This is a genomic window from Paenibacillus sp. RUD330 (assembly GCF_002243345.2).
In the GTDB taxonomy this organism is placed as follows: domain Bacteria; phylum Bacillota; class Bacilli; order Paenibacillales; family Paenibacillaceae; genus Paenibacillus_O.
This window is the reverse complement of record NZ_CP022655.2, coordinates 1,337,489-1,349,539: the sequence shown is the minus strand read 5'-3', so window position 1 is coordinate 1,349,539 and position 12,051 is coordinate 1,337,489. Positions and strand designations below refer to the sequence as shown.

The 12,051-nt window shown below is 59.2% G+C and carries 10 protein-coding genes; all 10 read right to left on the bottom strand.

All coding sequences use genetic code 11. The features are described from left to right. Nucleotides 1-36 precede the first annotated feature (36 nt). Complete coding sequence (locus CIC07_RS05865) at nucleotides 37-1,692, bottom strand: hypothetical protein (protein WP_076359352.1); 1,656 nt, start codon at nucleotides 1,690-1,692, stop codon at nucleotides 37-39. After that, a complete protein-coding gene (locus CIC07_RS05860; protein ID WP_076359499.1) occupies nucleotides 1,692-2,441 on the bottom strand; it encodes an ABC transporter ATP-binding protein in 750 nt (249 codons plus the stop codon). The genes CIC07_RS05865 and CIC07_RS05860 overlap by 1 nt, the downstream gene beginning before the upstream one ends. Nucleotides 2,442-2,614: 173 nt before the next feature. Then, on the bottom strand, nucleotides 2,615-3,967 hold the full coding sequence (locus CIC07_RS05855) for a D-arabinono-1,4-lactone oxidase (protein ID WP_094248349.1): 1,353 nt from the start codon (nucleotides 3,965-3,967) through the stop codon (nucleotides 2,615-2,617). Beyond that, nucleotides 3,955-5,142, bottom strand: coding sequence for an amino acid deaminase/aldolase (locus CIC07_RS05850; protein WP_076359350.1), 1,188 nt, complete (start codon nucleotides 5,140-5,142; stop codon nucleotides 3,955-3,957). The genes CIC07_RS05855 and CIC07_RS05850 overlap by 13 nt, the downstream gene beginning before the upstream one ends. 602 nt (nucleotides 5,143-5,744) lie before the next feature. Further along, complete coding sequence (locus tag CIC07_RS25345) at nucleotides 5,745-6,104, bottom strand: CTP synthase (RefSeq protein WP_234993091.1); 360 nt, start codon at nucleotides 6,102-6,104, stop codon at nucleotides 5,745-5,747. Then, nucleotides 6,083-6,367: a glutamine amidotransferase-related protein gene (locus CIC07_RS25340; protein ID WP_234993090.1), complete on the bottom strand. Its 285-nt coding sequence runs from the start codon at nucleotides 6,365-6,367 to the stop codon at nucleotides 6,083-6,085. Before CIC07_RS25340 ends, CIC07_RS25345 begins: the two co-directional genes overlap by 22 nt. Continuing rightward, nucleotides 6,324-6,473 carry a hypothetical protein gene (locus tag CIC07_RS25335; RefSeq protein WP_240923523.1) on the bottom strand — a complete coding sequence of 50 codons (150 nt, stop codon included), beginning with the start codon at nucleotides 6,471-6,473 and terminating at the stop codon, nucleotides 6,324-6,326. The genes CIC07_RS25340 and CIC07_RS25335 overlap by 44 nt, the downstream gene beginning before the upstream one ends. Nucleotides 6,474-6,879: 406 nt before the next feature. Beyond that, a complete protein-coding gene (locus tag CIC07_RS05840; RefSeq protein ID WP_076359349.1) occupies nucleotides 6,880-8,952 on the bottom strand; it encodes a beta-galactosidase in 2,073 nt (690 codons plus the stop codon). Between the two features lie 199 nt (nucleotides 8,953-9,151). After that, on the bottom strand, nucleotides 9,152-10,729 hold the full coding sequence (locus tag CIC07_RS05835; RefSeq protein WP_076359348.1) for an extracellular solute-binding protein: 1,578 nt from the start codon (nucleotides 10,727-10,729) through the stop codon (nucleotides 9,152-9,154). A 383-nt stretch (nucleotides 10,730-11,112) separates the two neighbouring features. After that, nucleotides 11,113-11,937, bottom strand: coding sequence for a carbohydrate ABC transporter permease (locus CIC07_RS05830; protein ID WP_234993097.1), 825 nt, complete (start codon nucleotides 11,935-11,937; stop codon nucleotides 11,113-11,115). Nucleotides 11,938-12,051 lie beyond the last annotated feature (114 nt).

The window sequence follows — 12,051 nt, the reverse complement described above, 5'->3', positions numbered from 1 at the left end:
TGCAGGGAAGGAAGAGAATGGCTGATGCCGTGCGGCTCATTTCGCGGATGCCGCCTTGCCGGTAGAACGGCCGCGGAACCCATATTTCCAAGCCACATAATTCAGGCCGATCAGCGCGGCGGAGAATATCCATACCGAATACGGCCATCCTGCCGCGCGTATCCCGAAGTGGATGCCCCCGAACGCCGTCAAAATGACGATGAGCAGGAAAACCTGCAAGCCGTTCTGGCTGGAGCTTCCCGCCGGAAACGGCTCCGAGAACGGCAGCTTGCGCGGAAGGATGCGGTAGCAGACGACGGCGAACAGCAGCAGCGAGAGGAAGACGGCAATGAGATCGGGAACAAAAGCCTTGCCGAACAGCAGCAGAAAGACAACCGCTGCAACGGCGAATACGGGAAGGAACAGCTTGATGAGGCTGGCAAGCACCGCGCCGCGGTGGACGGCCCCCGTCTCCTCCATCGGAGATGTCGAGTAGATCCAGGCCGCCTTATGGCGGGAGGAGAAGGACAGAAGCGTCAAGAGCGTCGGAATCGCGAGCCCGGTTCCGTACAGCATCAATCCCCAGACGACGGACAAGCTGTCCAGTCCTGCCTTGAGCTGGCTCGCCATGAAAATGAACGGGACGACCATGGAAAAGCCTACGGACGGGTAAACCTTCAGCTTGAACTCTCTTTCCTTGCCCATCATGGCGCAGGCGAACCGATAGAACGCTCTCTCCCGGGGGTTTCGGATCAGCAGGTCGCCGATAAGCTCAAGCGGACGGAACGCCGACCTGCGCTTGCCCGCTCCTCCTCCTTGCGTCAGCTTCTGGACCTGCTGCTCGAATTGCGGCAGCATGAGGACATACAGCAGCACAGACAGCAGCGGAACAAGCAGGGCGCAGGCTGCAAAGACGTAGGAGATGCCGCCGTTTCCCTGAAGCAGCCCGAAAGGAGCGCCGAACCATACAGGCGGCGCCAGCAGCCACCATCCTCCCGGCTCGAAGCCGGCTCCCAGGGCAGAGAAATCAAAGATGCGGATCATGATCTGGTATCCGACCATCAGCCCGACCGCGAGCGCGATCTGGATGTAGTTGATCATATCCTTGAGCCGCTCCCCATCCCATAGGCGGAGCACGGCATAATAGACAGCCGCCGTGAGGGAGATGTCCAGTCCGGTCACCAGCATGATCTCCAGCAGGAACACCAGCCCCGCGGCCGCTCCCTTGAAGACGAACACCGCCATCAGCGGCAGCGCGACCAGAGAGGCGGTGAGCAGGAAGAGATAAACGATGATATGGACGGTCTTAGCCATCCCGAGCGTGCGTCCGTCCACCGGCTTCGTCCTCAGGATCGACCGGTCCCGGGTATCCAGCATGACCGATGAGAAATCCGCTATCATCGCCGTCCCCTGGAAAAACATCAGCAGCGTGAACACGAAGGTCATGCCGGCCAGGCTATCGTTCAGAAAAAGAAAGGGAATCATCGCCAGGCTCATGAGGACGTACAGCCAGTTGACCGCAAACGGCGACTTCTCCGGCTTGTCCGCGGAAGGCTTCTTGGATTTCCCTATCGCTTCCAGGACGCCGTTCGGCTTGCGCCCGTCCATCGTCAGCTTGATCCTTACGATCGTGCGAAGCGCCGGGTAGTCGATGCCTGCACGGCGGAACATGCCGCTGAACCTGTCCAGCAGCTTCATTATGAATTCATGCATCAGCTGTAGTCCTCTTGAACCGCCTGGACGATCCTCCCGGCGATCTCGGCATGCTCGGTGAAGCCCGTCAGGTCGTTGAAGATCTGCTCCAGCGAGCCTTCCGCTCCCTGCGCCTTGAGCTCGGCGAAGCTTCCGTCCGCGGCGATATGCCCGTCATGGAGGAGCACGATGCGGCTGCTGATCTTCTCCACGACGTCCATGATATGCGAGGAATAGAAGATCGTCTTGCCTTCGGCGGCAAGCTGAGCGAGGATCTCCTTGACGATCATGACGCTGTTCGCGTCCAGTCCGCTGAGCGGCTCGTCCAGGAACAGCAGGTCAGGATTGTGGAGCAGGCTGGCGACGAGCATCACCTTCTGCCTCATTCCTTTGGAATACGAATCGATCCGGGAATCATACACCTCTTCCATCCCGAACAGGCGCATCAGCTTGGCTCCCTTGTAATCGGCGTCCTCCGGCTTCAGTCCGTACAGCTCGCCGCAGAAGGTCAGGTATTCCCTCGCGCTGAGCGTATCGTAGATTTCGGCCGTTTCGGGCACATAGCCGATGCGTCCTTTGTAAGCCGACGAGCCGTCGGACAAATTATGTCCAAGCACCTCGATCTTGCCGCCGTACCCGGTTTCAAGTCCGAGCATGAGCTTGACCGTCGTGCTTTTGCCCGCGCCGTTGGGGCCGATATATCCGATGATCTGGCCGGGATAGACTTCCAGGTCGATGCCCTTCAAAACAAACTTATTGCCGTAATTCATCCGCACGTCCTGCAGACGGATGACGGCTTCTCCAAGCTCCTTGGCCACTGCAATCAACCGCCTTTTGAGAATTTTGGGATGGAAGCTTATGCTTGCGTGTGCGCCTCGGGACGGCGATCAGGCCATTCCCGACAGACAGCGCGATGAGCTGCGGAAAATACGGGCAAGCCGCCTCATGCCTGAATGGCATGATCGGCCGTTCCGGCACCGCCGCCCGATCCGAACAGCTGCTCCATATAGCCGTTCAGGAAGATGCCGCCGGGATCCAGCTCTTTGCGGATCGAGAGGAACGAGTCCCAGCGGGGGTACAGCCCCCGCAGCCCGTCCGCGTCCAAAAAATGCATCTTGCCCCAGTGAGGCCTGCCGCCATGCCGCAGGAAAATGGCTTCCATCGCCCGGAAATACGCTTCATGCGGCATGCCTTTGTACATATGGACGGCGATATAAGCGGAATCCCTTCCGTAGGCCGGGCTCAGCCAGATGTCGTCGCCTTTGGCGTAGCGGCATTCCACCGGAAAATGAACGTCGTACCGGCTGCGATCCATCTCCTCCCGCATCTCCCGGATGACGGAAGCCATCGCTTCCGCAGGCAGATTGTATTCCATCTCCACGAAGCGGACCGAGCGCTCCGTCGAGAACAGGCGGTGGCTGTAATTGACCTTGCGTCCGACCGGGACCTGGGAGGCGGAAAACCGGCTGACGGAAGCGCTGACTCGAGGACGCTTGCGGCACAGCTCCGACACGAGGCCGAAAAACGTATTTTCAATCAGCACGTCGCTGATATAATCCTTGACCGGGCTGCTCGTGATTTCCTTGTCGGACGGGTTCATCACCTTGATCTGGCACGGATCCGCATAGGGGAACCAGAAAAACTCGAAATGCCGGTTGTCCGCCCTCAAGGCGGGCAGCTGCTCCAGCGCTTCCCCAAGCGGAAGCTTGCGGCTGACATACTCCATTTTGTACGCAGGCTGCAGACGCAGCTTGACCTGCACGATGACGCCGAGCACGCCGACCGATATTTGCAGCGCCTTGAAATGCCGGGGATGGGATTCCGGCGTGCATTCCATCACCTCGCCCGTCCCCGTCACGACCGTCAATCCCAGCACCTGCGTCGACAGATTGCCGAATTCCCGGCCCGTGCCGTGCGTACCCGTGGAGATGGCTCCCGCGATGGACTGGACGTCGATGTCGCCGAGGTTCTCCTGGGCGAAGCCATGCTCATGCAGCAGGCTGCCGAGCTTCTTCAGCTTCGTGCCCGCCCAGACGACAGCAGTGCCGGCAGCCGGATCGATGGAGACGAGGCCTTGCATGCGGTCCAGCGACAGAAGCATGTCGTCGGAGGCCGCGATCGGCGTGAAGGAGTGGCCGGAGCCGACCGTACGCAGCTTCCGCCCTTCCCGGCGGCACATCCGGACGGCTTCCGCCACCGCTTCGACCGACTCCGGATAAAGGACGGTACGCGGAGACGCCTGAACGCTGCCTGACCAGTTGGACCAATGCGATGACGCTGTCTTCATAAGAAACATTCCCCCGCTCCGCGATAAGTGGCGTACTGTCCGACAATCTTGCCTTGCGACACCGCATGCAGCACCTTGAACCGCTCGCACAGCTCGCCCGCCTTGGCATGCCGGAAAAAGACCGGATCCCCGATGGCGAGAGACTCCGCCGCCGGTCCCGTCAGCGGAGTCTGCACTTCGCCTGCCGCCTCCAGAGGCAGCAGCCGGAGTCCCTCCGGCAAATACGGCTTTGCCAGCTTATCCCTCCCCGCGGGACCGGAAGCCGTATAACCTCCTCCCATGCAGGTGACGATGCCCGCACCCGGCCGCCGCACGACCTCGACCGCGTAACCCGCCGACGGCTGGTAGCGGAAGCCCTCGTAATTGTCGAACAATCCCGGGGAATAAAAGCCCGAGCCCGCCGTAATCTCCGTCACGCCCGCCTCCGCCCGGGAGCTCGCCATGCTGCCTGTGCCTCCGGCGTTGACGAAGCGCAGCCGGGCTCCGAGGTTCTGCAGGCCCTCGACAGCCTCTCCTCTGCGCCGGGCTATTTCCCGGATTGAACGCTTCTTCAGCTGGCGGACAAGAGCGTTCTTCAGCCCGCTTCCGGGAACCTTGTCTCCCACGCCCGCAATCTGGGCTTCGTAGCCCATGAGGCCTTCCAGCTTCAGCCGTCGGGAAGCGAGGATGCTCTCGGCAAGCGGCCTCATCGCTTCCCATCCCGCCAGAGGAGAGCGTCTCACTCCGAAGTGGAGGCCCGGATAGCTGACGGACATATCGAGATCGATGCAGACCGATGCCTGCACGCACCGCTCCGCAGCGAGCTCGGCGATCCTTTCGGCATGCTCCCGGCAGTCGACCATGAACGTGATTATGCGGCCTTCCGCCGCCAGCAAGAGCAGGTCCCCGATCGCCTCCGGCTCCCACTGCGGATAACCGAGCAGCAGATCGTCGAAGCCTTCCCGGGCGAGATAGGCCGCTTCCGCGGCTGTGAAGCACATGATGCCCTGGAAGACCGGGCTGGAGCGGAGGATCCGCCTCAGCACCTCGACGCAGCGGATCGACTTGCTGGCGATTCTCACCTTCTTGTCCCCGGCTTCCCGGGCGATGGCCGCCGCATTGGCGTCCAGCAAATCCAGATCGACGAAGGCGAACGGCTTCGGAAGCGATTCAAACATGCCCTTGTAATACGCGTACCTGTCCATTCCAGCCCTCCGCTCCGCGGCGCAAAGACTCGCCATAATTTGAATCCCCGACGATGTGAGCCACTGTTCCTACAGTTAAATCCTAGCCCCCTCGGAAGATTCTGTAAATACGCTTTCAGCAGAAAAATCGTTGCGTGTAGAATTTCTTTCCCATTCGATCGCCCTATCGGACATTGGTTCCGCTATTTCCGCGTTCCTGTTGAATTTCACCACTCTCGATCGCCCTATCGGACATTGGTTCCGCTATTTCCGCGAAAATGCCCATTCAAAAAAATTTAACGGACATGAGTTCCGCTATTTCACAGATTCACCTCAAAATGGAGGCATCAGCCTAAAATAACGGATCGTATGTCCGATACGCAGCAAATATGAGGATTTGATCGAAAATAACGGATCGTATGTCCGATACGCCTTGGATATTCGGATATTCACGTCCAAAACGCTTTAGATTCTAGGATATTGACGTCCGCTGCCGGCAAGCATCCCGTCCTGCCACGCAAAAAAAGCTTCGCACGTCCTGCGTGGCAGTTCGGCGAAGCTTCTATGTCTTACTCCATCCTGCCGGACAATCGTTCAGCCCTGGCGATGGCGGTCCGATCCTTCTATGTCTTTAATCCACCCATGCCATCGTATCCAACAACGCTGCGGACGAATTCCGTAATGAGCGGATGGACAAGCCCCTGCAAGGCGGAACGCTCCGGCTGGAACAAGGTTCCCATAAAAAAGGGATGTCCGTTCAATTCCATGATGCGGATTTCGCCGTTCAGATCGGTTCCGGATACCTTGAAGCCCGCTGCTTCCAGCCTATCGATATAGATAGGATTGGGACCGTAATTGCAAATGCCGTAAGGCTCGGAAATTTCGTCGCTGTCATAGATTCCTTCCACCCTGGAGCCTGTCGCCAGCTTGAAGCGATGAGACTGATTGCTCACCGAGCAGGTCAGCGGAGCGACCAGCAGCACCTCCGCATCCGGGTTTTCTTCCGCATGATCCGCTGAGGCATCCCTAGCCGGTTGCGGGCGAACTCGATTACCATGTGCTGGAAGCCTCCGCAGCTGCCGATTAGCGGAATGGAATGCTCCCGGGCATGCCGGATCGCGTTCAATGCGCCCTGCATGCTCCGGTAAGGACTGCCTGGAGTGATCCACATGCCTTCATAAGTTGCCAGAACATCCGCACTGTCATCTGCCTGCAAACAATCCGTCGAAACCCACTCCGGCTCCACGGCGGCTCCGATGGCTCCGGCAGATAGCCGCAGCGCTTGCGGTCGCCCCGTGGGCCACAACTTCCTCGTTGAAATCGCCGATCAGAGCTATTTTGACCCCGTTCATCCCCGCACCTCTTCCGCAGATAAGATTTGTCCTACGGAATTCAAGTATAAGTCGGGTGCTGCTGTCGGGAAAACAGGAAGGAAGCAACGGATTGCTGCATCAGGTTCCCTCTTTTCCCGGAACATGTCCGAAGAGGCTGATCCCAGCTCACCGCTGCGCATTCCCAAGTCACATTGCCCTGCAAATAATAGACTGGCCGACATCTCGGCATGAAAAAAGCAGAAACGGCCGAAGCTTTCGCCGTTTCTGCTCTTTGTCCTGCTATCTGCCTGCTATCTGACTTCTATCTGCCTGCTATCTGCCTGCTATCTGCCTGCTATCTGCCTGCTTTCTGCCTGCTAGCTGCCTGCTTTCTGCCTGCTAGCTGCCTGCTATCTGTCCCGCTCTCTTCGCCTTACCAAACCTTCTAGCCGATCTCCCTCACCAAGATGCTCGCGCCGTTGACCGGCAGGAAGATCTCTCCTGCCGCCGCTTCCCCCGTCGAGGAGTCCGACCATCCGGCCTCGGATTTCTCCAGCCGCACGACCGCTTCCTTGGCGGAGAAATTAAGCAGGAACAAAAACGCCTTGCCGCCGCCGCAGCGCAGCTGGGCCGTCACTCCCGGAGGCAGCTCCGCCTTCACGGCGCGCCTGGCTCCGCTCTCCTCGACAAGCCGCTCGTAGTATGCGCGGTAGAACTCATCGTCCTTCACTCTCGCGGCCAAATAATAAGCTTTGCCGGCGCCGAAGGCGTTCACGGTCAGAGCCGGCCTGCCGGCGTAGAAATCGTCGCCGTACACCGCCAGCACCTCGGCTCCTTCGGCATGGATCAGCTCGCACAGCTCATGCACTTCATGCGAGCCGCCAAGCCCGAGCGCGTTGCCGTCCCGCATGACGATAGCGTTGCGGTCTCCGTCGTGGAGCCCTTCGATCTCTTCCGCCCAGATGCCCGCCACCTCGCGCAGCGGACCCGGGAATCCGCTCAGATAGCACAGATCATGCTCGTCCACGACTCCGCTCCAGTAGGTGATCGCCGCCGTGCCGCCTCCGCGCACGAACGCTTCGATCTTCCTTCCCGCTTCTTCACGCAGCAGGTAGGCCATCGGCACGACCAGCAGCCTGTAGCCGCTCAGATCGTCCTCCGAACCGACCACATCGGCCGGAACGCCGAGCTCCCACAGGGCGCGATAATGCTGCACGACCGTATCCTCGTAACGCAGGCCGCCGTTGCGCGGACCTTGGGCATCGTTCACCGCCCAGCGGTTGTCCCAGTCGAACAGGATGGCCGCCTCCGCGGGCACATTCGTCCCAACTGCATCCGCCAGCCCAGCCAGCTCGGCGCCGAGCCCGGCCACGTCCCGGAACACGCGTGTATGCTCATGCCCGACGTGGTCCACGACCGCGCCGTGGAACTTCTCGCTGGAGCCCCGGCTTTTGCGCCACTGGAAATATTGCACCGAATCAGCGCCGTGCGCGACCGCCTGCAGCGAGCTGAGCCGATGCATGCCGGGACGCTTCAGCTTGCTCACCGGCTGCCAGTTCGTCAGGCTCGGCGTGCTCTCCATGAGCAGGAACGGCTTCTTTTTGAGCGAGCGGAACAGATCGTGGTTGAAGGAGAACCAGGCCGCCATATGCGTGTCCGAGGCATCCTTATGCCACATCGGATAGGCATCCCAAGAGATGACGTCGATGGCTTCGGCCAGCTTGCGGTAATCCAGATCGTAGAACAGGTCCATCATATTGGTCGTGCATGGAAGCTCTGGATTGACGGAGCGCAGAGGCGCCATTTCGTGCTTGCAAAAATCCGTCGTCCGGTCCGTCACGAACCTCCGCCAGTCCAAATTATGGCCGTGCACCATGTTCTCGCCATGCGGAGCCGGCGACTCCACCTGCTCCCAGCCCGTGTACGTATGGCTCCAGAAGGTCGCCCACCAGGCTGCATTGAGCTTGTCGAGCGTGCCGTACTTCTCCTTCACCCATTCACGGAATGCGTCCTGGCAATACTCGCAGTGGCATTCGCCGCCATACTCATTGGAAATATGCCAGCCGACGACAGCCGGATGATGGCCGTATCTCTCCGCCAGCTTGCCGTTCATGATCGTTACCTTCTCCCGGTAGACCGGGGAGCTGTAGCAATGGTTATGCCGCATGCCGTGCAGATTGCGCACCCGGTTCGCCCCGGTTCGCAGCACCTCGGGGTACTTCTGCGACATCCAGGCGGGGCGGGCGCCGCTCGGCGTCGCCAGCCAGGCATAGATTCCGTTCGCCGCGAAGCGGTCGAGCAGGTCGTCCAGCCAGCCGAACTCGAACCGCCCTTCCTCCGGCTCCAGTGCCGCCCAGGCAAAGATGCCGACCGACATGACATTGCAGCCGGCCAGCTTCATCAGCCGGATGTCCTCCTCCAGCACGGCCGGATCATGCAGCCACTGATCGGGATTGTAGTCGGCTCCATGCATGAGCACGGGCAGCCTGCTGCTGACGGGGGGATGTTTTGGACTCAACGTTACCACTCCTTGATGAAATGAAATGAAAGAAAGGAAGCTTCGCCGCTTTTCTTGGCGACCGCAATGGAATAGGAATCCGCAGCGCCGTCTCCGGAGATTTTCTCCCCTATAAAGAAAAAAGCTCCGAACGGCCGGTCCGCGATGGTTCCAAAAAGATGCAAACGGGAGGAGACGACAGGGTCTCCTCCCGCTTGGCTTATTTCTGCTGGGCCAGGAACGCGTCCACTTGGGCTTGCATTTCCGTCATGACCTTCTCGATGCCGGCTGCTTTCAGCTGCTTGATCAGATCGGCTTGGCCTTTGTCCAAGTCTTTGACCAGACCGTATTCCAGCGGGATCGAATAACGCAGCATGACGTTGCTGATGCTGGCCACTTCTGTCTTCACCTTGGCGTCGTCGAAGACGAACGTTTCCAGCGGGAAGTGATAGATGCTGGACTGCCATTTCTCGAAAATATCGTTCGCTTCCTGCGGATACGAGGAGTCGGTCCGGTTCAGCTGCGAGTTCCAGCCCCAATTGGAGAAGCCGGTGTAGTTCGCTGCGGCGGGGCCGGCGCTGTACTTGTCGTCGCCTTCGGGCACATAGTTCGTGCCGCTGATGCCGTACATCGTGAGATCATGGATCTCCTTGTCGTTCTGCAGCAGGTCGATCAGCATGAGCGAGCGCTCCGGATTTTTGGATGTCGCATGGATCGCCATGCCGTTCTGCGTCGAAATGGCCGCGATTTTTTTCTTGTCCGGCGTGATGTCCGCGATGGCGACCTCCAGGGACGGGTTGTCCCGGCGCATCTCGGCGAGGTTGGAGCCGGCGGTGCCCAGATTTTGCGCAGCGTAGGAAGCGACCTTGCCGGCCTTGATATCCTGCCAGACGTCGTTTTTGTTGCTGACGACGTTTTTGGACCAGACGCCGCTGTCAGAGAGATCCTTGTAGTAAGTCAGCAGCTGCTTGAACTCGGGCGTATCGTAAATGTTGAAGATCTTGCCGGAGGCATCGTCCATCTTATATGCGAGCGGCAGCGTCATGTCGACCAGATTCCAGTCGTTGTGCTGCTCCAGCGTCGCCTGGTCCATCTCATGCCATTTCCAGCCGTCGCCTGCTTTGGCGCCATAGGCGAGCATGCCTTTTTCGTTCGCGGCGATCGCCTTCAAATAAGTGGCGTAGGATTCGAGGCTGTTGATCTCCGGCAGATTGTATTTCTTGCGCAGATCCTCGCGGTACAGAATGACTTTGTCGTTCACTTCGACGTTGTTGTTCGGCACCATGAACAGCTTGCCGTTCACCTTCGCCTGGTCGAAGGAGACCGGAGGCATGTTCTTGACCGTCTGCGGCGCATACTTGTTCAGCATGTCCTCCGTAAGCTCCAGGAAGCCGCCCTTCAGCGCCTGGTCGTTGTAGTAAGCCCAGTTCGCCGTATAGACAAGGTCGAAGTCTTCGTTGGCCGCGAATTTCAGCGGGTATTTCTGGTTCCAGTCGGACCAGTCGAGGAATTCGGCCTCGACCGTCGCGTTGATGCGCTCCTTGAGCTTCTTGTTCAGCTCGCCGTACACTTTGTCGTAGTCGGCCGGCTTGCCGCCGACGAGCAGCATTTTCAGCTTGACCTCCTTGGAGGTGTCGGGCTCGTTGGAAGCGGTTGCGTTGGTCGGCGCAGCGGATGCGTTGACCGCCGGCGATCCCGTATTGGATGCTGTGTTGTTGTTTCCTCCGCAGGCCGCCAGCACCGCGGACATGGAGAGCAGCGCCGCCATCGGCAGCAGGAGCGATTTCTTGGCTTTCATTGTTTTTCCCCCTATGGAATGGATGGAGTTCTGTACTTCATGCAGGCATAAACTCTAGCAAAGCGTAGCTCCCCGGGCTTCCCCCAAAAGGAAGGCGAAGCTCTCCTGGCCTCTCCTCAAAGGAGGGCGAAGCTCTCCGATGAAAGGAGGGCTGAAGACTCATGCAGGCGGATAAGACGTAGAAAGGCGAATGAGCTCTGGAAAAGCGGAGCGTTCGCATTTGAAGGCCGGATTTCCCCCATTGAGGGGATAAAAAATCAAGAAATCCGGACTTCAACAGCGATTGGAAGAGTCATTCGTTTTTCGGAGTGATGGATCTGCCTCATTGCCGCATTCGTTTTTCGGAGTATTGGAACTGCCTCATTGCCGCATTCGTTTTTCGGTCAGCCCTTCACCGAACCGATCGTCAGCCCCTGCACGAAATAGCGCTGGATGAACGGATAAGCGAGCAGGATCGGGCCGATCGCCACGACCGTCATCGCCATTTTCAGGCTCTCCGTCGGGATGCTCGTGCTCACGACCGCGCCGGAGCTGATGAGCGCCTTGCGCATCCCGTCCATGTTCCCCAGCATCTTGTACAGATAGTACTGGAGCGGCATGAGGTTCTCGTTCGAGACGAACAGCAGCGCGTTGTACCAGTCGTTCCAGTAGCCGAGCGCGATGAACAGTCCGATGGTCGCCAGAGCCGGCTTGGCCAGAGGCAGGATCAATCTCGCGTAGATGAGGAAGTCTCCCGCTCCGTCCATTTTGGCCGACTCCACGATCGCCTCCGGAATGCCGCTCATGAACGACTTCATGACGATGATGTAGAACACGTTGAGCAGCATCGGAAGAATGAGCACGACAAGCGTATCCTTCAGATGCAGGTAGTTCACGACGAGCAGGTACCAAGGCACGAGTCCGCCGCTGAACAGCGTCGTGAAGAAAAAGAAGAAGGAGAAGGAGCCTCTCCACTTGAAGTCCTTGCGCGACAGCACGTATGCGGTCATGGAAGTCAGAAACAATCCCAGCAGCGTGCCGGCCGCCGTTACGCCGATCGTCACCCCGTACGCGCGGAGCATCTGCTCCGGATACGTGAAGAGGATCCGGTACGCCTCGCCCGAGAACGCCGAGGGCAGCAGCTGGAAGCCGTTCTCGATGATCGAGCTTTCGCTTGTGAGCGAGGAGGACAGGACGAGCAGGAACGGCAGCAGGCAGATGGCGGACATGACTCCGAGAACGGCATAGCCGATCAGTTGGAACAGCAGCAGGTCGCCCTTGATCCTGCCTGCCTTCTGGCTGGCGGAAGCGGCTGCTGTCTGTGGTTGAGCTTGCATCTTGAT